At 66.9% G+C, this 23,550-nt stretch carries 24 protein-coding genes; 14 read left to right on the top strand and 10 right to left on the bottom strand.

The window, feature by feature from the left end; translation table 11 throughout:
• Together QR64_RS00805 and QR64_RS00800 are read right to left on the bottom strand one after the other, a co-directional pair.
• The coding region (locus QR64_RS00805; RefSeq protein ID WP_039583587.1) for a universal stress protein at window positions 1-243 on the bottom strand (243 nt) is incomplete at its 3' end.
• A 12-nt stretch (window positions 244-255) separates the two neighbouring features.
• Window positions 256-1,827: an MFS transporter gene (locus QR64_RS00800; RefSeq protein WP_039583601.1), complete on the bottom strand. Its 1,572-nt coding sequence runs from the start codon at window positions 1,825-1,827 to the stop codon at window positions 256-258.
• A 129-nt stretch (window positions 1,828-1,956) separates the two neighbouring features.
• On the opposite strand from QR64_RS00800, the gene QR64_RS00795 reads away from it, so the two are divergent.
• Window positions 1,957-2,625, top strand: coding sequence for a TetR/AcrR family transcriptional regulator (locus tag QR64_RS00795; RefSeq protein WP_039583585.1), 669 nt, complete (start codon window positions 1,957-1,959; stop codon window positions 2,623-2,625).
• A gap of 23 nt (window positions 2,626-2,648) precedes the next feature.
• On the opposite strand, the gene QR64_RS00790 is transcribed toward QR64_RS00795, so the two are convergent.
• Window positions 2,649-5,663, bottom strand: coding sequence for a Tn3 family transposase (locus tag QR64_RS00790; RefSeq protein ID WP_039583599.1), 3,015 nt, complete (start codon window positions 5,661-5,663; stop codon window positions 2,649-2,651).
• A gap of 87 nt (window positions 5,664-5,750) precedes the next feature.
• Here QR64_RS00790 and QR64_RS00785 point away from each other — a divergent pair, with 87 nt between their 5' ends.
• A complete protein-coding gene (locus tag QR64_RS00785; RefSeq protein ID WP_052227150.1) occupies window positions 5,751-7,634 on the top strand; it encodes a class I SAM-dependent DNA methyltransferase in 1,884 nt (627 codons plus the stop codon).
• 69 nt (window positions 7,635-7,703) lie between these two features.
• Here the strand turns inward: QR64_RS00785 and QR64_RS00780 are convergent, their stop codons facing one another.
• Window positions 7,704-8,270 (bottom strand): recombinase family protein, encoded by a 567-nt coding sequence (locus tag QR64_RS00780; RefSeq protein ID WP_039583583.1) that lies wholly within the window; start codon window positions 8,268-8,270, stop codon window positions 7,704-7,706.
• Between the two features lie 205 nt (window positions 8,271-8,475).
• Window positions 8,476-8,745, bottom strand: a complete 270-nt coding sequence (locus QR64_RS00775) for a type II toxin-antitoxin system Phd/YefM family antitoxin (protein ID WP_039583595.1) — start codon at window positions 8,743-8,745, stop codon at window positions 8,476-8,478.
• Window positions 8,746-8,855: 110 nt separating this feature from the next.
• Between QR64_RS00775 and QR64_RS00770 the strand changes: the two genes are divergently transcribed.
• Window positions 8,856-9,125: a type II toxin-antitoxin system RelE family toxin gene (locus QR64_RS00770; RefSeq protein WP_039583581.1), complete on the top strand. Its 270-nt coding sequence runs from the start codon at window positions 8,856-8,858 to the stop codon at window positions 9,123-9,125.
• Between the two features lie 55 nt (window positions 9,126-9,180).
• On the opposite strand, the gene QR64_RS00765 is transcribed toward QR64_RS00770, so the two are convergent.
• From QR64_RS00765 to QR64_RS00755, 3 genes are read right to left on the bottom strand one after another with little or no spacing between them, the layout of a single operon-like run.
• Window positions 9,181-9,420, bottom strand: a complete 240-nt coding sequence (locus QR64_RS00765; RefSeq protein WP_039583579.1) for a DUF2188 domain-containing protein — start codon at window positions 9,418-9,420, stop codon at window positions 9,181-9,183.
• A 48-nt stretch (window positions 9,421-9,468) separates the two neighbouring features.
• Complete coding sequence (locus tag QR64_RS00760; RefSeq protein WP_052227154.1) at window positions 9,469-10,662, bottom strand: XRE family transcriptional regulator; 1,194 nt, start codon at window positions 10,660-10,662, stop codon at window positions 9,469-9,471.
• 8 nt (window positions 10,663-10,670) lie between these two features.
• The gene (locus tag QR64_RS00755) at window positions 10,671-11,456 is read right to left on the bottom strand and encodes a hypothetical protein (protein ID WP_039583578.1); all 786 of its coding nucleotides are present in this window, start codon (window positions 11,454-11,456) and stop codon (window positions 10,671-10,673) included.
• Between the two features lie 175 nt (window positions 11,457-11,631).
• Between QR64_RS00755 and QR64_RS00750 the strand changes: the two genes are divergently transcribed.
• Window positions 11,632-12,060 carry a hypothetical protein gene (locus tag QR64_RS00750; protein ID WP_039583577.1) on the top strand — a complete coding sequence of 143 codons (429 nt, stop codon included), beginning with the start codon at window positions 11,632-11,634 and terminating at the stop codon, window positions 12,058-12,060.
• Window positions 12,061-12,128: 68 nt separating this feature from the next.
• Here the strand turns inward: QR64_RS00750 and QR64_RS00745 are convergent, their stop codons facing one another.
• Both QR64_RS00745 and QR64_RS00740 read right to left on the bottom strand, forming a co-directional pair.
• Window positions 12,129-12,479 (bottom strand): hypothetical protein, encoded by a 351-nt coding sequence (locus QR64_RS00745; RefSeq protein WP_235366948.1) that lies wholly within the window; start codon window positions 12,477-12,479, stop codon window positions 12,129-12,131.
• A 532-nt stretch (window positions 12,480-13,011) separates the two neighbouring features.
• Window positions 13,012-13,371, bottom strand: coding sequence for a hypothetical protein (locus QR64_RS00740; protein ID WP_235366946.1), 360 nt, complete (start codon window positions 13,369-13,371; stop codon window positions 13,012-13,014).
• 609 nt (window positions 13,372-13,980) lie between these two features.
• Here QR64_RS00740 and QR64_RS00735 point away from each other — a divergent pair.
• From QR64_RS00735 to QR64_RS00690, 10 genes are all read left to right on the top strand, one after another.
• On the top strand, window positions 13,981-14,583 hold the full coding sequence (locus tag QR64_RS00735; protein ID WP_039583574.1) for a hypothetical protein: 603 nt from the start codon (window positions 13,981-13,983) through the stop codon (window positions 14,581-14,583).
• Window positions 14,584-14,643: 60 nt separating this feature from the next.
• Window positions 14,644-14,979, top strand: coding sequence for a hypothetical protein (locus QR64_RS00730; RefSeq protein WP_039583572.1), 336 nt, complete (start codon window positions 14,644-14,646; stop codon window positions 14,977-14,979).
• A gap of 429 nt (window positions 14,980-15,408) precedes the next feature.
• Window positions 15,409-16,446, top strand: coding sequence for a hypothetical protein (locus QR64_RS00725; protein WP_052227149.1), 1,038 nt, complete (start codon window positions 15,409-15,411; stop codon window positions 16,444-16,446).
• The gene (locus QR64_RS00720) at window positions 16,443-16,640 is read left to right on the top strand and encodes a hypothetical protein (protein ID WP_039583570.1); all 198 of its coding nucleotides are present in this window, start codon (window positions 16,443-16,445) and stop codon (window positions 16,638-16,640) included. The genes QR64_RS00725 and QR64_RS00720 overlap by 4 nt, the downstream gene beginning before the upstream one ends.
• Before the next feature lie 253 nt (window positions 16,641-16,893).
• Window positions 16,894-17,793, top strand: coding sequence for a replication initiation protein (locus QR64_RS00715; RefSeq protein ID WP_052227152.1), 900 nt, complete (start codon window positions 16,894-16,896; stop codon window positions 17,791-17,793).
• Window positions 17,794-17,825: 32 nt separating this feature from the next.
• On the top strand, window positions 17,826-18,104 hold the full coding sequence (locus QR64_RS00710; RefSeq protein WP_235366945.1) for a helix-turn-helix domain-containing protein: 279 nt from the start codon (window positions 17,826-17,828) through the stop codon (window positions 18,102-18,104).
• A gap of 63 nt (window positions 18,105-18,167) precedes the next feature.
• The gene (locus QR64_RS00705; protein WP_235366943.1) at window positions 18,168-18,941 is read left to right on the top strand and encodes a ParA family protein; all 774 of its coding nucleotides are present in this window, start codon (window positions 18,168-18,170) and stop codon (window positions 18,939-18,941) included.
• Between the two features lie 2 nt (window positions 18,942-18,943).
• On the top strand, window positions 18,944-19,201 hold the full coding sequence (locus QR64_RS00700) for a hypothetical protein (RefSeq protein ID WP_152640890.1): 258 nt from the start codon (window positions 18,944-18,946) through the stop codon (window positions 19,199-19,201).
• Between the two features lie 111 nt (window positions 19,202-19,312).
• Window positions 19,313-22,579 carry a helicase-related protein gene (locus QR64_RS00695; protein ID WP_039583567.1) on the top strand — a complete coding sequence of 1,089 codons (3,267 nt, stop codon included), beginning with the start codon at window positions 19,313-19,315 and terminating at the stop codon, window positions 22,577-22,579.
• Window positions 22,576-23,505, top strand: a complete 930-nt coding sequence (locus QR64_RS00690) for a type IIL restriction-modification enzyme MmeI (protein WP_039583565.1) — start codon at window positions 22,576-22,578, stop codon at window positions 23,503-23,505. Before QR64_RS00695 ends, QR64_RS00690 begins: the two co-directional genes overlap by 4 nt.
• The last annotated feature ends 45 nt before the right edge of the window (window positions 23,506-23,550 follow it).

Here is a 23,550-nt window from a genome sequence, read left to right as displayed (position 1 = left end):
GAGGGCGTGCTGGTGGGCGGTCCGCAGGATGGCCTCGGTGGGAGTGGTGCCGCGTAGCTGGTAGGCGTCGGGTCCGAGCCGGTCGAGGTCCGCCCCGAGCTCACGTGCGTCGATGGGGTGGCGGGCGCAGATGATCAGGAGCCGGGCGTGGGTGGCGTGGGCGAGTTCGGCGGCGTGGTCGACCACACGGTAGGAGCGGTCGGATCCGTCGGTGTCGACGATGATCGTGCGATAGGCCGTCATGACGGGCGTCTTTCACGAGAAGGGAGCGTGTTTTGCGGGGGAAATGGTCGAGATGTATCGGCGGCGTGGTGCGCGGCCGGGGGCCAGTACTGCCAGCACGATCGCCCCGACGGTGGTGAGGGCGGCCAGGGCGAGCGCGGCCTGGCCGCTGCCGTGCACGAACGCGGCCTTGGCGAACTCGGCCAGCGGTGCGGCCACCGGTCCGGCCTGGTCGGCGACCTGCAGCGCCGCGGCCAGGGAATCGGCGACCGGGCCGCGGGCGGGCTCGGGCAACTGGGGCAGGGCGGGCTGGATGCGGTGGGTGTAGCCGGCGGCCAGCACGCTGCCGGCCACGGCGATCCCGATCGCGGCGCCGATCTCGCGGGCGGCGTCGTTGACCGCGGCGGCGACCCCGTGTTTGGCCTCGGGGGTGTCGGCGACGATGGCATAGGTCGCCGGCGCGGTGCACAATCCCAGGCCCGCGCTCATGATCAGCAGCGGCCACAGCAGGTCGAGGTAGTGCGCGGCGAGTGTCAGCCGGCTCACCAGCACCAGCCCGGCGGCGATGGTGAGCAGGCCGGCCACGGTCATCACCCGTAACCCGACCAGGCTCGACAGCCACGGCGCGATCACCGAGATCACGACCAGCGGCACCACCATCGGCGCCAACGCCAGCGCCGAGGCCAGCGGCCCGTAACCGAAGACCAGCTGCAGGTACTGCACAAGCAGCAGGAATACCCCGAAGGTGACCAGGAACTGGATGGTCACCGACAGCGACCCGGCACCGAAACCACGGCGGGCGAACAACCGCACATCCAGCAGCGGCGCCGCCGAGCGCAGCTCGACGACCACGAAGGCCGCCGTCGCGGCCACGCCGACCCCGGCGGCGGCGGCGACGAGCGGGTCGGCCCAGCCGCGCGCGGGGAACTCGATCACGGCGAACACGATCGCCGCGACAGCGACCGCCACCGCCACCGCGCCCACCCAGTCCACCTGCGGATGCTCGCGCTGGCGGGACTCGGCGATGGTGCACGCCAACCCCGCCAGCACCGCCCCGGCCACGGTCAACCCTACGAACACCGATAGCCACGACCATCGTTCGAGCAGCACCCCGGCACCGAGAATCCCCAGTATCGCCCCGGATCCGGCGACCCCGGCCCATATCCCCACCGCCCGGCCGCGATGAGCGGGGGCGAACCCTGCAGTGAGGATCGACAGCGTCGAGGGCATCACCAGCGCGGCGCCTGCCCCGGCCAGCGCGCGCGTCGCGATCAACCAGGCCGGGTCGGACAGCAGCAGCGGCAGCGCCGAGGCGGCGGCGAACACCACCAACCCCACCACCAGCACCACGCGGCGCCCGTAACGGTCACCGACGGCGCCGGCGGGCAGCACCAGACACGCCAGCACCAGCGTGTAGCCGTCGACGATCCAGGTCAGCTGGGCTTGGGTGGCCCCGGTCGCAAGCGCGATCTGCGGCAACGCCGAATACAACGCCGCCATCGCCGCGACCACCAGCGCCACCGCCAGGCACGACACCGCCAGCATCCACCACTGGGCCCTGGTCCAGCGGGCGATCTCGACAGTGTCCGTTCCGGGTGTGGCCACCGGCACCTCCCCGACTTTGAAGACCAACGGTATCTGTACGAGACCATTCGTATCATAGTGGTTGGGGGGTGGGATAGAGTTCACCCATATCAAGAGTTCAACGACACGAATTCGGAGGAAGGCGCGTCCATGACCGACTCAGGCCCGGCGGCGACCGACCCGCTCGCCGCGGACGACGAGCAGGCCGATCCGCGACTGGCGCGCTCACGCAACCGGTTGCTCGACGCGGCCACCCATCTGCTGTCCACCGGCGGTGTCGAGGCGGTCACCGTCGAGGCGGTCACCCGCGTGTCGAAGGTCGCCCGCGCCACCCTCTACCGGCACTTCGGCAGCACCACCCAGCTGCTCGCGGCGACTTTCGAACGACTACTTCCCCAGGTCGACACACCGACCGGCACCGGGCCCGTGCGTGAGCGGCTCCTGGCGCTGCTCGCCAGCCAGGCCGACCTCATCGAACAGGCTCCGGTGCAGATGACCACCCTGGCCTGGCTGGCGATGGGTTCCATCGGCGAGGACCACCCCGACCCGGCCGCGGTCACCTCGCTGCGCGCGCGCGTCATCGAGCAGTACCGCCACCCGTTCGACCAGATCCTCACCAGTCCCGAGGCCCGCGCGATGCTCGGCGAGCTCGACACCACCTTCGCCATCATCGAACTCCTCGGCCCGATCGTGTTCGCCCGTCTCACCGGATTACGCAGCATCGACCACGACGACTGCACCCGGCTCGTCGACAACTTCCTCACCGCCCACCGAACACCCACGCCAGCAGACACCGCTATCGACATCGCCACGCCGTAACCACGGGCCCCGGTTCCGCGCGGTCAGAACAAGGTGTCGCGCACCCGCAGCGGCCGGTACCCGGTCGGGCCCAGCTGGGCCAGCTCGGCGTCGATGTCGACCTCGATCGCGCCGAAGAAGTTGATGTTGGCACTGTGGGCCGGGCTGATGTGGGCCAGGACCTCGTCATCGATACGCTGCCCGGTCCGGCGCATCTGCTCGACAGCGAACCCGTAATACTCTGTGGTCCAGGCGATCACAGCGTTGGTCGTCAAGGTCAGGCACCAGGCCTGCTCGGTCTGGTCCTCGAGGTGGCGCGCCCGGATCATCCCCTCATGGGCATAGAGCAGGTCGCGGCGCAGCGCGTGCAGCGACTCGCCCTTGTTGAGCTGCCGCGAGATCTTGCGCCGGTAGTCCGGATCGGAGAGGTATCTCGCGGCGTAAATGGTGCGCCGCAGCGCCCCGTACTCCTTGAGCGCCGCGGCCAGGGTGTTCTGCCGCCCCGACGCCGACAGCTTGCCGACCAACAGCGACGCGGTGGCGTGCCCGAACTTCAGCGATCCGGCCAACCGCAGCAGATCGTCCCAGTGCTCGGCGATCAAACCCAGGTTGGCCTTGCGGGTCATCAGCGGGCCCGCGTGCGGGAACCGGGCCTCGGCCTCGGCGCGCGGGCCCGGCCGGTACAGGGTGATCCGCCCCAGATCCCGGATCCGTGGCGAGAGCTGCATCCCGAGCAGGTCGAACAACCCGAAGTTGACCAGGGTGACCCCGTGGGTGTCGGTGGCGTGCTCGGTGATCGGCAGATCGGTGGCGTTGCCCAGGATCTCATCGAGCACGTAGTGGGCTTCGCGTTTGGTCGCCACGATGACCTTGGTGCCGTAGGTGGCGTGGGTGTCGCTGACATGGGTGTAGGTCGACAGGCCCTCGCTGGCGAAATAGCGGCTCAACGGCCGCGCCGTGGTCGACTTACCGCGCGTCGGGAAACGCTGCCCGTCGCTCGACGACAGTGTTCCGGCGCCGAACACCGCGGTCAGCGGCAGCCGCTGGTGGTAGCCGACCAGTACCAGGTTGGCCGCGCGCAGGGTCTCCTCGCGCACATACCACTCGTCGGTCCAGGCCAGGATGTCGTAGGTGATTCCGCACGCCTCGGCCATCCGGGTCAACCCCAGGTTCGTCGAGTGCGCCAGCAGTACCGCGATCAGGTTGCGTTTGAGCTCCGGCGTCCGGGTGGCCTGACCGCCGGCGTGGGTGAAGCAGTCCAGGTAGCCGGTGCGTTTGTCCAGCTCGATCAGCAGCGACACGATCGGCGCGAACGGCAGCATTTCGGTCAGCTCGGCCTTGAGCGTGATCGCCTCGGCGGGAACATCTTCCGCGCTCAGCGGCGAGATCACCAGATCCCCGCCCTCGTCCAGCCGGACCGGGCCGTCCCCGCCGGCCAGCACCTCCTCCAGCTCACCGAGAGCGTCGTGCAGTTCGGCGACCACGGTGGCCAGCGCGACGCCAGGATCGGCGGATCGCCCGACCAGGCCGCAGAACTCAACGCGTTGCGGTTCCCACTGCCCGGTGGTGAGCAGGTAGGCGGCCGGGTCGGCGTAACGGCGCGAGCCCGGCACGAACACATCCCCGCTGCGCAACCCGTCACGCAATCCGAGCAGCACACACAACTCCCAGTAGTGCCGATACGCGGTCGCGCTGCCGGATTTGCGGGCCTCGTCGAGGTAGCCGCGCCACTTCATCGGCACGAACCCGGTCGGGGCGTCATCGAAGACCTTGCGCCGCCCGGTCGCGTTCAACTCGCGCAGCATGTTCACCGCGATCAGCAACTCGGTCGCGGCGGTACCGCCGCAGAAGCGCACCGCTTCGAGCACCGCGGGGGTGAACTGACGCAGGTAGTTGTAGGAGGAATCCAACGCCGCCAGATGCCCGTGATCACGCGGCAACCTGGGCTTGGCCTGGGCGATCGCCGCGCGCAGGCGCTCCCACCCGATCTTCTCGCCGCGGATCAGCGCACCGATCTCCTCATCCGGAACGCCGGGGTCGGTGACGATTTCCAACAGATCGTCCAGCAGCGCCTGACGGTCCTCTCCAGTCTTTCCTCGTTCGGCCAGCCGCTGCTGCATCTTCCGTTCGGCAGCACCGAATTTCACCGAGATCGCCTGATCGAACAACGCCACGACCTCATCGAGGACATCGGTGCCGGACTGGGCCAGCACCGTGAGCAGGATCGGATACCGGCGTTGCGGATCCCGACGTTGCAGCGCTTGCGGACTCAGGCGCCGGCCCATCGTGGCCAAAAACCGGCGCCGCTCGGCGGGCAGCACCGACATATCCAGCCGATCAGCGCCCAACCCGCGCAGGAAACCCAGCTTGTCGACCTCGGCGCGGACCGCGGCCGCCGAGGCCTCCACCGGCCCGGTCGACAGCCACCGCAACCGCGAGATCCCCAGCGAAGCGTCGGTGACAAGCAAGCCGTCCAACTCCGCGCACCGCGCCGCAGTGAACTCGTGAGCGAGCCGGTCATAGGTTTCGGTCTGGGCCTGGTGGCGGGCGTGGGCGACCCGCTCGACCACGGTGACCGGGCCTGGCCGGATCACCTTCGCCGAGATCAGATACTCACACGCCAGCCGGAACAGCAGAGTCGGGGAATCGTGCTCCATCGCCCGCGCGAGCAGGAACTCATCGAGCTCCTTGAACTCGAGCGCACCGACCGCACGCCATCCCAGGTACCGCGCGGCCAGGCGCACATGCTCGGTGCGGGTCTTGGCTCGCCTGCCGTAGGCACCGATCACCACCGGATCCAACCGCAACTGCTCGGCGACACGAGCCACCGCCACCGGCGGAGCCGTGACCAGCCGATCCGGCACGAATCCCAGCCACGGCAGCGTACACAACGCGATCGCCAAGCCCAGCCGCTCGGCTGGGCCCCGGCCCCGGCCCGGATCCACGAACGCCAGATCCGCAGGCGTCAGCGTGAAGTACCGGAACAGCTCCTCGCGGCTGATCTCCGGGAATCCCCGCAGTCGTTCCAACTCCTCGTCCGCGAACATCCGCGTCGCCACGACCTCAGCCTCCACCAGCACCGACCAACATCATCATCGGCAGTCAAGCACCAACCAGTCGACAGTGCATGCCGAACTCGAAACCCCGTGCCCACCAGTCGGATACGCCAAATCCGCCCGATTTCCGGCGGATGCTACGGCTACCCCCACTACACCACCGAAGAGAACATCCTCAAGACCATCCGACCCCTGTTCCTCGACGAATACCGAGACCGCCTCGAGCGAAGTTGGGACGACAAGGCGCAGTTGACGAAACTGCACAACGACCTGGGTCGGCTTCGTTTCCTCGACCCGGCGTGTGGTTGTGGCAACTTCCTCATCGTCGCCTATCGCGAACTCCGTGCACTCGAACTCGACCTCCTCAAGCGTCGCCGGGACCTCGACATGGTGGAGGCAGCCTCGAAGAAGGTCGAACGCGCACAGTTGAGCCTGGACGTCACGGGTGACATCAAGGTGACTCTCGACCACTTCTACGGCATCGAGATCGAGGAATGGCCGGCGCGGATTGCTGAAACTGCGTTGCTGCTCGTCGACCACCTCGCTAACCAGCAGATGGCCGTCGAGTTCGGAGTCGCCCCGGACCGACTCCCGGTTGTCATCGCTCCGACCATCAAGTACGCCAACGCCCTCCACATCGACTGGGCATCTCTGGTTCCGGCGTCCGACGACGTGGTCATCCTGGGCAACCCTCCCTTCATCGGTCAGTACACGAAGACTGCGCAGCAAACCACCGATACCAAGACCATCTGGGGCTCCCGCTACAACGGCTACCTCGACTACGTCACCTGCTGGTATGCGAAGGCCATCGACTACTACGGCAGCCATGCTGGCAGGTGGGCTTTCGTGTCCACCAACTCGATCTGCCAGGGCGAACCCGTGGAGTTCCTGTGGCGGCCAATCCTCAACGCCGGGTGGAGATGCCGCTTCGCCCACCGCTCCTTCCAGTGGGTCACCGAAGCCCCCGGCGGAGCGGCCGTCCACGTCTCCATCATCGGATTCGACAAGCTCACCAATCCAAAACCGATCCTGTGGACGTACCCCGAGGGCGGCAAGGGCGAAGGCACCCCTCACCAGGTTCCCAACATCAATCCCTACCTTGTCGACGCACCGAACATCCTCGTCAGCAACCGGACCGTCCCACTCAGTTCGACGCTGCCCCCAGTGGACTACGGGAACAAACCAACTGATGGAAAGAACCTGCTCGTATCTGAAGACGAGCACGGCTTCGTTGCCGCCGACCCGATCGCGTCCAACTACCTTCGCCGCTATGTAGGCGCAAGGGAGTTGATCCACGACAAGATGCGTTGGTGTCTCTGGCTGGTGGATGCGCCCGCCTCGGATCTCACCCGAAGTGTCGTCCTGCGAGATCGAATTGCGGCCGTGAAGGCGATGCGTGAGGAAAGTTCGAAAGCCGCAACCGTGAAGAAGGCCGCAACGCCTCACTTGTTCGACGAACGACGTCACCCCAATACCGACTACCTTGCGATTCCTCGCCACGTCGGAGAGTCCCGTCGCTATTTCACTGCACGACGCTTCTCGACCGACGTGATCTGCGGTGACGCGAATTTCCTGGCACCGGACCGCGATGGATTCCTTCTTGGCATCCTGTCCTCCTCGATGTTCATCGCCTGGATGAGGGCCATCGGAGGACGCATCAAGTCGGACCTCCGGTTCTCGAACACATTCACCTACAACACCTTCCCCATGCCCGAGATCACCGACCGACAGCGGCAGGCGATCGCCAAGGCCGCAGCCGGGATCGTCTCTGCTCGTGAAACTCATCCCGAGATGTCTCTTGCGAAGCTGTACGACCCGATTGCAATGCCCGACGACCTCATCACAGCGCATGACGCCCTCGACGAGGTCGTCGACAAGCTCTTCGGACGAGGCGACATGTCCACGGAATCGAGCCGGCAGAAGATCCTCTTCCAGCGCTATGCGGCACTGACCGGGCAATCAACCTTGCTCTGATCTTGGATCTCCACTGAAACCAAGCCTGCTTGTTGTCATGTCTTCATGACAACAAGCAGGCTTGACCCGTCAGAGATTCACTGCCACTGACTCCAGGTGGCGGTAGAGCGTACTCCGGCCGATGCCGAGGACCTCGGCGATCTCGCCGACGGGAACGCCGTCCTCGCGCATCTTGAGCGCCTGCCGACGCTTGGCCGGAGTTAGCGCGGTGGGCCGGCCACCGGTGCGGCCGCGGGCGCGGGCGGCGGCCAGGCCGGCGTGGGTGCGTTCGACGATCATGCGGCGTTCCATCTGTGCGAGGGCGCCGAGGATGTGGAACAGGAACTCCCCGCCGGCGGTGGTGGTGTCGAATCCCTCGGTGAGCGAGCGGAAGTGGATCCCCCGCTCACCGAGTGCGGTGACCGTCTCGATCAGATGCGGCAGACTGCGGCCGAGGCGGTCGATTCGCCACACCACGAGCGAGTCACCGGGACGCAGGGCGTCGAGGACGGCATCGAGTTCGGGGCGTTGGGTTTTCGCCCCGGAGGCGGTGTCGGTCCACACTCGGAAGCAGCCGGCGGCGGTGAGCGCGTCGTGCTGCAGGGCGGGGTCCTGGTCGGAGGTGGAGACGCGGGCGTAGCCGAGGAGATCGTTCACACCACGGGAGTGTCCCGGAACCCACCGACACGTCCCGATCCGGGATGCGGGCAGTGGGACGGGTTTTCGGGACACCGGACGCCCAGGCCACACCCGCCCGCCTCGGCGAAGGTCTGCGTGTCCCGAAACCGTTCGATTTCGGGACAGCAGCTCGACCGCTACTGCCCCCCGATACGAAGCAATCAGAGGGCCGGGAACACAAAGCTCAGCCGAAAAGCTCCTTGCGAAGGTCAGCAGCGGTAGCGCGCTCACCGTCGTCTTCTGCGATTGCCTGTTCAAGTGCCGCGGCATCGCGCGCGTTCTCAAGAGCCTCCAGCAGCTCGAGATCGTCAGCCGGGATCACCGCAGCGATTCGCTTGCCATGACGGGTCACGACCACTCGCTCACCCGCGTAAGCGGTGCGATTCAGCACGTCAGCAAGGTGACCGCGCAGATCGCCGGAGGTCACTTCTCGGGTCTCAATGGTGGCGGTCATGGCCCCAAGGTACGTCTGCCGAGTGCTCCAAGTCAAACGAAACGTACACATGATACGATCAGTACATTTCGTACTAAAGAGCGTTAGATCACTAAACCCAAAGGGCCTTGATGACAACCAACCGATACAGCGTCACCTTCGCCAGCAGCGCGCAACGGGACCTGAAGAAGATCGCAAAGCACGACAAGAAGCTCGCGAACGACCTGATCGACTTCGCCGAGGGGCTCGGCGACAACCCGCGACCGCACGGCTGCACGAAACTCACCGATCGCGAGGGGTACCGGATCCGCTTCGGTGACTTCCGGATCCTGTACCTGATCCTGGATAAAGAGGTGGAGGTCCACGTCTTTCGCGTCGGGGACAGGAAGGAGGTCTACTGACCTCGGCCCCTCGGTCCGGTCATCCCTGGGATGACCGGACCGAATGAAGTGGGGGCTATCCCTTCGAGGAGCGCGGATCGTTCCCCGGCGCGATCGTGTCCTGAGCGCGGATGGTCCCGTTGGTGCCCCGGACCTGCATCTCACCACCCCCGCCGTTGCCGAGGATCTCGCGGGCCCGGGAGATGCCTTCCGACTGCGTGCTGGTCACCGCGCTCGCTCGGCTCGAGCCTGGCTTGCGCACCTCCCAGCCCCCATCTTGGCGCTTCTGCACGACCCGCTTGTTGACGTCCGCCATCACACACTCTCCTACTGGTTTCGATTTGGGTCACTACTAAGATGCGCTTCAGATCACTTGATCCCCTTTGTATTTCGAGTTTTCAATCCGGGGTAATAGCGAAACGACCCGATGAGTGGTCCGGCCGTCTGTCTGCCTTTCAGCCGGCTCGATGACAGTTCCCGCTTGTGGAGCTCGTGCAGTCGCGTCTCGAAAGAGGTCACTCGGTACTCCGCATTCGGCGATGAGCGCGCCCTCCTCGATGCCTTCGCCGGCAAGCACCTCTATCGCTCTCGGCAACAGCGAAGGCTGTTCGAGGATCCGAACCTGACCCGGCTCGCTGCGCCGCCAGCCCCGCACCGAGACGGTGGTCATGGCGTTTCGATAGGAAACATCGTTGAGCTTGCCGAGCTTTCGTGCACGGAAAAGCAATGCCTGCATACTCACGCCCCACTGTTCCTTCAGTCTGGCGAGCAGACCCCACGCAGCGGCGTTCATCTTGCTGGGAAGCAGGTCGAACACCTCATCTGCGGGCATCAGCAGTTCCGAGGCAAATCGGTTCGCTTGTTCCTCGACGATGCGGCCACCCGGTTCCGCGTCGGCATGCATCACAAGATGGCCGAGCTCATGCGCCACGTCGAACCGTTGCCGGTAGTAGTCGCGCTTCGCGGGGTTGAGGATCACCACCGGTCGCAGGTGACTGTCGAACGAGTAGGCATCGACCGCCGCCGTCTGCGGAGGACTGAACACGACCAGGACGCCGTGGTTCTCGAGAAGCCGGACAAGGTGTCCCGCCGGCATGGCGCCCATGCCCCACTGGTCCCGGACCAATCGAGCAGCCTGCTCCGGTCCGTCACCTTCGGCGTCGTCCAGATCCACGGGGAAGGACGGGACGTCGAGGTCCGGAAACTCCACGTACCTCTCCAGGTTCGCGGCGATGTCCACCGCAAGCTGCCCGTAGGCACGCGCCTGGTCCCGTGCGAGCTGCGTGGTCGCCCGCAAGGACCTGAAATGAGGTGTGCTGGTGAGCTCCGCAACGTCCCCCTTGCGCACGGCGAAGAACCCCGGATCAACACCGAGCCCAAGAGCAAGCTCCGCGACTGTCGATGCCGTGGGACGCTTGTTCCCGGATTCCCATCCCGCCAGGGCAGTAGGACTCTTCCCGATTGCCTCGGCCAGAGCGCTCTTACGCATCGCGGCGAGCTGTCGGGCGAGCGTCAGCCGGGAACCGTCGAACAGTGCAGCGGCATCGGCCGCCGACATACCGCCCGTCATTGCTGCTCGCCGGCCTTCGGTGTTACGGAGACGCCGCCCTTGCGGAGGCGCACGGGGGCGTCGGGCACGCCGTCCGGGCCGGACGGTGTCGGGGTGTCCGCACGGCGGCCACCGTGGGCGGGGGGCAGCGTGAGCAGGTTCTTGTACCAGTACCAGGCTTCACCACCACCGGCGTTGAAGCGCGAGCGACCGAACACGAGCTCCCGCCGCGGGCCGACAGGCTCCAGGGAGTAAGCAGCGATGAACGGCTCGAAGTCACCGGAAGGCTCGACGAGGTCCTCAGTCACCGGTCCTTCGACGTCGAAAAGCGCGGGAGGCAGCTCCGTCGCCGGCGGCATCTTCTTGGCCACCTGCTGCTTGGTCGGGCTCTTCCGAGCCCAGGGCAGTGCGTCGAGCTGACCGAAGGATCCCGACTGGAGGAGGAATTGGAGCTCTCCGACTGCCCAGCCGGGACTTCCATTTAGATTGGCTGGCCGCACCAGATCCGGCGCCAGCGCGGGCATGGCGTCAGCATCCTCCTTCGTCAGTTCGGCGCGCACCAAGTCGAGGCCAGCACCGACATCGGCGCCGTCTCCCAGCGCATACCGCCCACACGAGAAAACGCGATCGAGACGATCCCTGAACAGGACGAAGAGCAAGTAGCCGCGCCAGCCGGCATCATGCCCCGCGTCCTCGGAGTAGTCCTCCAAGACCCGACTCACCGCGGACCCGTACGCCCACCGGATCGAATCGAGAACCCCTTCCGACTGAAGCCGGCGGATGACTTCCTGCTGCTCGCTCACAAAGGTGAAGATACACGACTATCCAGATTTTGACGATCAAAACTAAACCAAAAACGACAAGACCCGGTAGCGACAACACCCCTCCCCTTCGGCAGCAACCCATCAATCGTTGACTTGGCAACTTAAACTCTGTAAACCTTAAGTTCTTAAGAACTTAGATGGGAAGGGGTGGACAATGCACAAGATCGAGGTCGACGACGAGGTATTCGCGCTTCTGCAGCAGTTGGCTGTGCCATTCGTGGATACCCCCAACTCGGTCCTACGCAGGGAGCTGCTCGGGCCAGAGCGAGGGAAACCTTCGGAGAACAGCGCGTCGAAATCGGCCGACCTGAGTCCCGCCGCAAGGCTGCACAGTCGGACCGGAGAGCTGATGCCGTTCATCACATCCGGGAGGATCGAGCCGGACGACATCCTGATCTACACCAAGCGCAACGGTGAAAGCTTTCGCGCCACCGTGACCAACGACGGATGGATCAAGATCAACGGAAACACCTACTTCTCGCCCTCCGGCGCCTTGAAGGCGTGCGTGGGGCACGATGTCAACGGGTGGAAGACCTGGACGCATGAACGCACGAATCAGCTCCTGGACACGTTCAGGAAGTAGGACAGATCTGGGCCTTCGAGTGGGGGCCACCCGCGACCTGCCACCACTACCCCGCGCTGTATGGAACATCAGGGGGAGTCACCGCGGTGGGGCCAGTGTTCGCGGAGCTCGTCGAGGACCTGCAGTCGCTCCTTCTCGGTGAGCAGCACCCCCAGCGGGGACAGGTTGCGCATCTCGTTGCCGGTCTCGCCGCCGAGTGCCGCCACGGCGCGGGCTGCGTCGATGTCGTTGCCGTCGACGATCTGCTCCCACCGATCCAGCATCTCGGTCAGGGACGGGGCACTTGAGACGTGAGCGCGGGTCACCCGCAACCGTTCGCGGACGCGGTCGGTGTCGATCCGCAGATGTTCGCGGTCGATCTTGGCCAGGACCGCAGCCTGCATCAGCTTCTGCCGAACCACCTTGGGGGTCACGATCACCGCCGGCACCCCTTCCACCCGAAGCCGTCCACCCCGCGACCCGAACTCCCCGGGCAGGGAAGGGTGAGGCGTCCCCGCCGCGGGGGGGAGTCGGCGGGGACATGCGCAGCCCAGTGTGTCAGCCGCCGTCGGCACCCGGGAACCGGTTTTCCGGCCGGCAGGGGCGCGGCGCATCCACCGTCCTCCGCGGCCGCGGAGGACGCGAGCCGAGGACCCGTCGGGCACACCCGAACGGGTCGTTATCGTTCCGTTACCTTAATGCAAGAGGTGTGCGCACTTCGCGTCGTGAAACCGGACCCCGGCCGGCCGAGAACCGGTCGAGGTGAGCACGAGCTCTGACGGTGCGGGAGGTGCGCCGGGTAACGGCACACGAGTGCGGCAGATCCGTTCGACCTCCGGGGCCTGGCCACTGACCGGATTGCCACTCCGCGCGCCAGATCCGGCGTTGCTGAAGTTCAGCAAGAGGTGTGGCCGAGTTCGCCTTTTCGGCGGGACGAATGTCCCGGCTAAAGCCCGACCGGGGTCGTTTCGGTCAGCGCAGGAGGCGGAGCATCGTCATCAGCCAGTCGTCGATGCGGGTGTTCATCCGGCGAGTGTGTGCGAGGACCGCGTCCGCGTGGGGACCGAGTTCGCCGCCACTGTTCGCGCGCTTGGCGACGTCATTGAGGTTGCCGGCGACGTTGCCGAGCAACCGCCGCAACTCGCGCACCTCCGCGGTCAGCTCACGCACCTGCTCTGCGTCCGCGACACCGACACCGACACCGACACCGACGGGGGTCGTCGCCATCGTTGCGGCGTCGACCGCCGCGGCCGCAACGTAGGCGCCGGCCCGCAACCCACGCGCCGTCGACGCCCGCTCGATCAGCGCCACCTCCTCGGCCGTGAACACCACCCGCTTACTGTGCGTGCGCGGCACGTCCGCGTGCGCCCGATGCCCTCGCACCAACCCGAACCCCTCTCCCCGATGCCCGACCACCCGGGCGGGGTGACAGGCGGCCCGCGCCGCCGCCTCGCCTCCCGGCGGAGGCCCCGCGACACAGCGGCAAGACTAAAAGTGAACACTTTTAGAATATCTTGCTCTGCTCTCCGCCGGGTCGGGGCGCACGCACCGGCAGGACACGCAATGGCGCACTCGACGCCCCGCTAGGGCGGCGATGACGCCGCGGCGTACGACGCGCGTGCCGCGATGCGTCGGCCGGCAGTTGCCGGTGTTGCAGCAACCCGGCAGCCCCCTCTCTGCGCGTTGCGCGCCCCGCGAACCGGCGGGGCGCGTGTTGCCGGGTCTGCGGGAACGAGCAGCCCGTCCGTCGACTCCCCGGCGAGAAACGAGAATCTGCTGCCCACCCACAGCCGGTCCCCGACTCACCTCCCGCACCCCAGTCCCGCACCGTTGCGCTCGGTTGTTCTCACCGGGCCGTGGTCCGGTGAGAACAACCGAAAACCCCGACACACCTCATGCACTAAAGCTGCATTTTCGGCGCGACGAAATAGGATTTCGGCCATGACCGCACCCGGCTCGTCGCGCGACACCGCCGAAAATCCCGCCGCAACGCCGGCGGATCCCGGCGACGGAGACACCGCGGATCCGGGGATCTGCCCCTGGTGCCACAACCCGGTCCCCGCGCACACCGGACGCGGCCGACCACGAATCTGGTGCGGCGATCAGTGCCGCCGCGACGCCCACAACGCTCGCAAGGCCGCCCGCGCCGGCGCCGTCGCAATGACGGTGGTCCGGCAGACCCGCACCGTCGAGAAAACCGTGAAAGTGCCCGTCGTCGAATACCGGGATCCACACCCCACCGCGACCCCCGCCCGCTACATCGACGACCACGATCTGGTCCTGCATGTCCTCACCAACCCAGTGCTGCTCGCGAGGATCCTCGACTCGTTCGCCGCCGGACTCGGCCCCCGACTGAACGGCCGACAACTCAGCGGCCGGCTGCACGAGTCCGCGCTCCGGCTCGCCCCGCTGCTCGACGACTACCGCCGCCGCGCCACCCCACCGCCGCCGGAACCGGTCGCCCCGGATGTCGAGGCGGCGGGGTTGTCGCGGCAGCAACGACGAGCGCAGCAACGTCTGCATGCGAAACAAGGCCGCCCCTGAACCCTGCCTGCCGGCGGTACGGGAAACCCGCCCGGAATCCGACAAGGAAAGGCACCGAACGTGACCGAGAACCCCCGACACCGCGTCGACTGGACGATCCGGATGGACCCGCCGAACACCGCCGAGGCCGTCGAACAACTCGGCCGCTACTTCCGTGCCACCGGTGAGCGGGCCTACCGCCACGACCTGCCGCCACTGACCGCGGCCGATCACACCACCGCCCTCGCCTACATCGGTGAGCTCCGCCGCAACGTCGACGACGAGCGGCACCGGATCATCACCAACGCCCTCGCCGGCGGCCTGTCCTGGGAGCAGATCGCCCGCGCCCTGCGCGCCGACGTCAACCTCCTCCGCGAGAACTACCGCGCCCGCATCGACGACGAACTCGGCCCCTGAGAGCCAGCCCGGCACCAGGCCCAGCCGGGAAGCAGGAACACCCCTAACCCTGCCGGGCCTCGAGACGCCACGCGACTCAAGGCCGGCACCCGAACATCGGGGCCTGTGCCGCCCAGGTTGTGCCATCCGCCGGCGCGCCATCCGTGGCCCGCTTGTAGGGGCCGGACATGCCCGCCGACCCGGGCCACCCGTCGAGGGGCGGACCTGGCCACCCGACGTCGTCGGCGTTCCGAGGACCGGGGGATGCCGTCGACAGGGCGCAACCCCCGGGGAGCCCTCCTCGACACGTGGGCACGGACCCCGAGGAGACCCCTACGCCAATTTAGTTTCATTTCATTATATGTTACGTTACGTGAATCGTTTCTGTTTCGTTTCAGTGTTACGATTCTTGGAACCGCCCGCAGACCACTCGACGAGAGGCCCCACCGCATGACCGACACCCCGACGCCCCAGACCCCGTCGGAGCCGCGGCGGCCGGGCCGGCCCCGGATCTACGACTCCCCCGCCGACCGGGTCCGGGCGCACCGGGAACGCAAGCGGGCCGAGGCCGCCGCACAGGCGATGCCGAGCACCTCGGTGCCGGCGGACCCGGAGGTCGCGGCGACGACGTTGGTCGAGGCGCTGCCGCTGCTCCGCAAGGAGGCCGGCGACGCCGTCACCCGCCTGTCGGCGGTCGCGGAGCGGATCGCCGCGGCTGTCGACGTCCTCGGCAACGAGTCCGTCGTCGATACCCACCTGCGCAAGGCGCAGACCGAGGCCGCGAAGGTGCGGGCCGACGCCGCCGCCGCCCTGGCCGCGATGCGTGAGCAGCTCGACACCGCCCTGACCGACCGGGCCAACGCGGACGCCGCCGCCGACGCCGCCGACGCCGCCCTCGAGGCCGCGACCCGCGAACACGAGGAGGCGATGCAGCAGGCGTCGGTGGCGCATGCCGCGGAGCTGACAGCCCGGTCCAGCGAGCACACCGCGACCCTCGCCCGGTGGAAGACCGACTGGGATGCCGCCGAGTCGGCGCATTCGGTGCAGGTCGCGGACCTGCACGCCCGGGTGGAGAAGGCCACCGCCGCCGCCCGTACCGCCGAAGCCGAGGCGGCCGACCTCGCTGCCGCACTCGAGCAGGCCCGCACCGACGCGGCCCGGCACGCCGCCGACGCCGACCAGGCCCGCGCCACCGCCGAGCGGGACGCCGCCGCCGCCGCGGCTGCCCTCGCCCGCCTCGACAGTGATCTGGCTGCCGCCCGGGAAAGTGCCGCCGCCGAACGTCAACGCGGTGACACCGCCCGCGACGATCTCGCGCAGGCGCGGGTCGAGGTCGCCGAGGCCCGCGCGCACGCGGCCGCTGCGCAGCAGCGCGCCGAGGAGCTGCGCTCCGAACTGGCCGCGGTGCGGGCCGAACTCACCGCCGCCCGCACCGACCGTGGGCAGGGCGCCACCACGACCGCGGTGGACTCGACGGACAACGGATGAGCGAGAAGGAACCAGGGGTGCGGGGACGTTCGGTGGTGGAGGACCAGCTGTTCCGGCAGATCACCCGCTCCGTGGATGCCTCTCCCGCCGCGGTCGCGAGGGTGATCGCAGACGAGCTCGGCGCACCCGCCTGCAGCCACCAGCCCGTGTTCGATGTGGTGCACCCTCCGAAGGGTGTAACTGACTTCTGGTAGCCAGCGTGCTGCTCCCAGCCCGAGGAGCAGGCGTACCGCGGGCGAGGCTTGGGAGAGGCCGAAATCGGAGGCTCAAGATCACGGATACGGATGGAAGCCAAATGCCCCTTGGGAACGCTGGGTCGCCGGGATACCTGATATGGCTTCGGCACGTCGTACCCGAACAATTTTCTATATGGCTTCGGCGTGTTTTCTATATGGCTTCGGCGTGTCGGACCCGAACATCGGTCTCTGCTGCGGCACGATGCACCGCATGGACACCGCGGGGGCACTGCTACTCGACGACGCCCTGTGGGCCGACCAGGTGCTGCTCCCGCACCGCCCGTACGCGACGAACTACCTCGACCGCGGCCAGTACCGGATGAGCCGTGAGGACGCTCTGGCGATGCGGTACATCGAGCACTCGCCCCACGCACTGCTCGGCTCCATCGTCGTCGACTGCGACCACCCCGACGCCGCGATGCGCGCCTTCGAGAAGCCCCGCGATCACCCCGCCCCGAGCTGGGTGGCCCAGTCCCCCTCCGGGCGTGCCCACCTCGGATGGTGGCTCGGCCCCAACCACGTCTGCCGCACAGACTCCGCCCTGCTCACCCCCCTGCGGTTCGCGCACCGCATCGAAACCGGCCTCAAGCTCTGCGTCGGCGGCGACTTCTCCTACGGCGGGCAACTCACCAAGAACCCCATCCACCCCGACTGGGAAACCATCTACGGACCCGCCGACCCCTACACACTGCGACAACTCGCCACCATCCACACCCCCCGGCAGGCCCCACGCCGACCCGACCGCGCCGCCGGCCTCGGCCGCAACGTCACCATGTTCGACACCGCCCGCAAATGGGCCTACCCCCAGTGGTGGCACCACCGCCACGGCGGCATCGACGCCTGGCTGATGCTCGTGCTCCAGCACTGCCACGCCATCAACACCCAGTTCACCGACCCGCTCCCGTTCGTCGAGGTCCGCGCGACCGCGTACTCGATCGGCAAGTGGATCTGGCGGAACTTCGACGAGGACACCTACCGTGCCCGACAGGCACACCTCGGCACCAAGGGCGGCAAGGCCAGCGCCAAGGTCATGACTCCTGCCAAGATCGAAGCCAACCGGAAACGAGCCACCAAGTTCGACGAGAAGGCCATGCTGGAGGCGATCGTCTGATGCCCGGAGCAAAGCACCCTGTACGTCGCAAGATGACGGCACGCGAAGCAGCCGAGCAGTTCGGCGCGTCCACCCGCACCATTCAGAGACTCTTCGCCGAACCTCGGGACGAGTTCCTCGGGCGAGCGAAGGAACGACGAGACCGCATCGTGGCCCTACGCAAGCAGGGCATGAAGTATAAGGACATCGCCGAGGAGATGGGCATCTCCACCGGTGCGGTCGGCCGCATCCTGCACGACGCCCGCAAGCTCGAAGAGAAGGAAGACGCCTCGGAGGAACCCGCAGAGGACGACGACGCTCTTTCCGCGTAGCCGCAGATCAAGAACGTGTTTTCTTTCCTACATGCATGAAGGACTGCATGTTAGATTGTATACATGTCTTCTTCCATGCCTGTTGTGGCGGTAGCCAACCAGAAGGGCGGAGTGGGAAAGACCGCGGTCACGCTGGGGATCGCGTCGGCTGCCAGCGCCGCTGGCATTCCCACTCTCGTGGTGGACATGGACCCGCAGGGGAACTCCACGACCGGACTCGGTGTCACCGACACCGAGTTCACGGTCAACGACGTGCTCTACGCCGACCAGCGAGGCGTCGCCGCCGAAGCGGTCGTCGAGACGCCGTGGCCGGGCGTGTCCGTGATCCCCGCCGATCTCTCACTGGCGCAGCGCGACGCCGACCAGCAGCTCGGCGCGGAGATGCGCCTGCGCAAGGCGCTCGACTCCCCCGACATCGCCGAGCGGTTCGGCCTTGTCCTCGTCGACTGCCAGCCGAGCGTGGGCAAGCTCGTGTCCAATGCCCTGATCGCGGCGACCGGCGTCCTGATCGTCACGGAGCCGAGCATCGACGCCAGCGCCGGCGTCGCCAACGTCATGGACACGATCGAGACCGTCCGCGAGCACTACAACCCCGACCTCGAGGTCCTCGGCGTGGTCCTCAACAAGGTCCCCCCGCGCAGCCGGGAGGCCGACTTCCGTGCCGCCGAACTCGGCGACGCCCTCGGCGAGCGGCTCTGGGATCCGGCCGTACCGATGCGGACGGTCCTCACCGAGGCCCGCGGGGCCCGCGATCCGATCCACTCGTACGGCAGTCGTGCCGCCGATCTGATCGAGATCTTCGACGAGTTCCTGACCCGCATCGTCAAGAAGGGATGACCATGCCCACCAAGCATCAGCCGGCCGGCGCCTTCGGCGGCAAGAAGTTGGCCAAGGCACCCGACGCTGAAACCCATCCCCTGGCACCGAAGAAGGCGGCCGCCCCTGCCGCCGAGCCGGCGAAGCTGACGCAGTTCTCGGCGCGTCTCGACCCGGAGCTCCTGCGTCAGGTGAAGATCGCCGTCGCCACCCGCGGAACCACCCTGCAGGCTGCAACCGCCGAAGCATTCGAACTCTGGCTCGGCCAAGAATCGACCTGACCTGCGGAACACTGCAAGTCACCTTGACACAAAGCAAGGTTGGTAACAATCAGTCTTTGCACCAAGATAATTTGTTTGCTTGCAATCGATCGTTAAGGAGCGCTGGTCCGAGTGACGCGGATCTTCGACAACATCAAGTCCGACCTGGGTACCCACCTTCAGCAGTCGCTGCAGGTGTCCGATCGGATGGATGTCGCGGTCGGGTACTTTAACCTCCGGGGCTGGGCTGCGTTCGATGCGCTGGTCAAGGAGAAGGTCGCCGCCGGCGCTACCGGACCGGTGGTGCGGATCCTGATCGGGATGGTCATGACCGGGCCGCAGCAGGAGACGTTGGAGGATCTGCAGGCCGGGGTGGACGGCACCCCACGGCCGGATGCGGACGCGAACACCGCCCGTGAGCGCAAGGCGCATCTGCTCGAGCAGCTGCGCACCCAGTTGATGCGGGGGCTGCCGACCAACGCCGACCGTGCTGCGTTGCAGTCGCTGCGGGATCTGCTCGCCCAGGGCGTGGTGGAGATCAAGGTGTTCACCCGCCGCCCGCTGCACGGCAAGACCTACATCTGTCACCGGCAGGACCTGAACAATCCGATCACCGGGTTCGTCGGATCCTCGAACCTCACCGCCCCTGGTCTGACCCACAACCTCGAACTGAACGTCGACGTCCTCGACACCTCCGGCGCGGAAACGTTGGCGCAGTGGTTCGAGGACCGCTGGAACGACCGATTCAGCCGCCCTGTCACCGCCGACGTGCTGGATCTGCTCGACGAGTCGTGGGTCCGCCGCGAGCCTCGCCGGCCGTACGAGGTGTTCTTGAAGGTCTGCTACGACCTCTCCCGCGACGTGCGTGAGGGGCTGGCCGAGTACTCGGTGCCGTCCGAGGTCGGCAAGCAGTTGCTCGACTACCAGGCCACCGCGGTGCAGACGCTGGCGCGGCGGATCATGACCAAACGGGGCACCATGCTCGGCGACGTCGTCGGTCTCGGCAAGACACTCACCGCGATCGCGGTGGCGTTGATGCTGCGGGACGAGCACGGTTACATGCCGCTGGTGGTGTGCCCGAAGAACCTGGTCTCGATGTGGGAGGAGCACTTCGAGGCGTACGACCTGCACGGTCGCGTCGTCCCCTACAGCATGGCGCACGCGATCCTGCCAGAGCTTCGGCGGTACGCGTTCGTCATCGTCGACGAATCCCACACCCTGCGCAACGACACCCGCCGCGACTACAAGGCGATCCAGGACTACATCCACGTCAACGACAGCAAGGCGCTGCTGCTGACCGCCACCCCGTACAACATCCGGTTCCAGGACGTGGCGAACCAGCTCGCCCTCTACATCGACGATGACGACGATCTCGGGATTGCCCCGGTCAACGCGCTGGCCGCCGATCCGCGTCTGGCGGACAAGGTGGACGGCAAGACCACCACGATGGCCGCGTTCCGTAAGTCGGAGGACCCCGACGACTGGAAGCGGTTGATGAGCGAGCACCTGGTGCGGCGTACCCGCACCTTCATCAAGAACAACTACTCGCTCACCGACGAGAACGGCCGGCAGTACCTCGAGTTCGCGGACGGTACTCGTTTCCAGTTCCCGCAGCGGATCCCGAAGCCGGTCGATCACTCCTTCGGCCCGGACGATCCGGCCGTGCTGATGTCCAGCGACACCACCCTCGACGCGATGACCAAACTGATCCTGCCCCGCTACGAACTCGGCAGCTACGTCTCGAAGACCGCCAAGCTCAGCGAGGCGGAGCAGGAGTTCGTCGACAATCTCACCCGCGGCCGCGGCAACGTCGCCGGGTTTGTCCGCACCACCTTTTACAAGCGGCTGTCCTCGTGCGGGCATTCGTTCACCCTCTCGCTCAAGCGACACATCGCCCGCAACGAGCTGTTCTCGTATGCGATCGACAACGGCCTGGCGATTCCGACCGGCACGATCACCGAGAACACCTTCGGCGAGGACGAGGATCCGAACAAGGACGGGATTCCCACCAAGGACGAGGTGAGCGAGGAAGCCTCGCGGCGCTACGAGGCACTCCGAGAAGCGAATCCTGCTGGGTTGACCTGGATTCGGCCGGAGATCTTCACCAAGGACTTGAAGCAGGACCTCGACGCCGACACCAACGCTCTGTGGTCCCTGCTCGCCGCCTACGGCGACTGGAAGCCGGAACGGGACTCCAAGCTCGACGCCCTGGTCGCCCTGCTACGTGACGAGCACCCGGACGAAAAGGTGCTGGTGTTCACCGAGTACAAGGACACCGCCGACTACATCGGCGCCGCCTTGCAGGCCGCCGGCATCGACAAGGTCGGGGTCGCCACCGGCGACAGCGAAGACCCGACCCGTCTCGCGCACCGGTTCTCGCCCCGCTCGAACACCCTGCCCGGACACCAGCCGGCCACCGGGGTCGAGGACGAGCTGCGGGTCCTGATCGCCACAGACGTCCTCAGCGAGGGCCAGAACCTGCAGGATGCGCACATCGTGGTCAACTACGACCTGCCGTGGGCGATCATCCGGCTGATCCAACGCGCCGGCCGCGTCGACCGCGTCGGCCAGGCCGCGGACACGGTTCTGCTGTACTCGTTCTTCCACGAGTCGGTCGACAACGTCATCTCCCTACGCCAACGCATCAGCGACCGCCTGCACGCCAACGCCGAGGCGTTCGGCTCCGACGAGCAGTTCTTCGGCAGCGACACCGAGGTCAAGGCCATCACCGACCTCTACAACGGCACCCTCGACGACCAGGACGCCGCCGACGACGTCGATGCCTCCAGCCTCGCTTACCAGCGTTGGCACCAGGCTCAGCAGGACACCCCGGAACTTGCCACGAAGATCGCGGCCCTGCCGGACATGATCTCGGCCACCCGCGCCCGCCGGCTCTCCGACAGCGGTGACGGCGTGATCTGTTACGTGCGAACAGAATCCGGTATCGACGGGTTCGGTGCAGCAACGACCGACGGGCAGACCCGGCTACTCACCGGCCACGAAGTGCTCCGTGCATTCGAGGCCACCCCCGAGGAACTCGGACTCGACCACGCCGACGACCACGACAGCCTGCTCGAAACCCTCGTCCGCGGCGACCTGGCCAACCCTCATGTCGCGGCCGGCCGACCCCGCGGGGTGCGGCGCACCCTGTGGAACCGGCTCAGCGGCACCCTGCACAACCACGCCGCGGACACCGAACTCGCGCTCGAAGCGCTCTACCAGCACCCCTTGATGAAAGACGCCGAACACCGCCTGCGCCGGGCCGTCCGCAACGGGACCGGCGACGACGACCTGATTGCCCTGATCACCGCCCTGCACAGTGACGGGCAGCTCGTCATCGCCACCCGCACCGGTAAAGACCCGATCCGCATCGTTTCCAGCATGGGAGTTCGTTCGTGACCAGTACCCGCCTCCTCGACCTCGTCGACGCCCGTGACTTCCGCACCCTGTTCATCGACGAGCTCGGCTGGAACAACCCGGACCGACCCGACCTCACCGTCGAGGTCGACGATGAGGCATTCACCCTCACCCAGGTCGCCGGCTACAAGGGCCTGCGCATCTGGCACTGCCCCGTCCTCCCGCCGCGCAAGACCCAACGGGTGATCGACGTGCTCGTCGGCAAGGACAACCATGAGCGACTCGTCATCTTCAGCAGCGAGCGCAGGCAGGAGTGGCGGTGGCCGCGGCGGGCTCAGCTCGGCAGCGCGAACGCCAAACTCCTCGTCCACGAACACCATGTCGGTGACCGTGCCACGCACCTGACCGACCGGTTGCAGGCGATCGAGCTCGACTTCGACGCCGACATCACCCTCGTCGCCCTGCTCGACAGGATGCGGGACGCGTTCGACCACGAAGCCGAGACCGCGTCCGTCGCGGCGGCCCGGCTGATGGGCACCCTCTACACCGAGCTCGAAGCCGCCGGTGTCGGTGAACACGACGCCACCCTTCTTCTCGCGCGGCTGCTGTTCCTACTGTTCGGCGACGACGCCGACATGTGGAAGCCGGAAGGACTGTTCGAGCGGTATCTGCGCGAAAACACCACCGCAGCAAGCCTTCACAAGGATCTACAGGGACTGTTCGAGGTCCTCGACACCGACGAGAAGAAACGCCAGCTTCCCGCAGACAGCCCGTACACACCGTTCCGGTACATCAACGGTGGCCTGTTCCATGACCCACTGCGGCTCCCCAAGCTGCCCGCGGCGTTCCATGAAGCGCTGCTGGCGGCGTGCGAGTTCGACTGGTCGATCATCTCCCCCGCGGTGTTCGGGTCGATGTTCCAGACCGTCAAGACCAAGGAAGCCCGCCGGCACGGCGGCGAGCACTAGGGGTAGCCGTAGCATTTGCCGAAAATCGGGCGGATATGGCGTAGT

The sequence above is a fragment of the Rhodococcus sp. Chr-9 genome (assembly GCF_000801125.1).
GTDB lineage: Bacteria > Actinomycetota > Actinomycetes > Mycobacteriales > Mycobacteriaceae > Rhodococcus > Rhodococcus pyridinivorans.
Note: the sequence above shows the minus strand (reverse complement) of the source record. Positions and strands in the feature narration are given on the sequence as shown.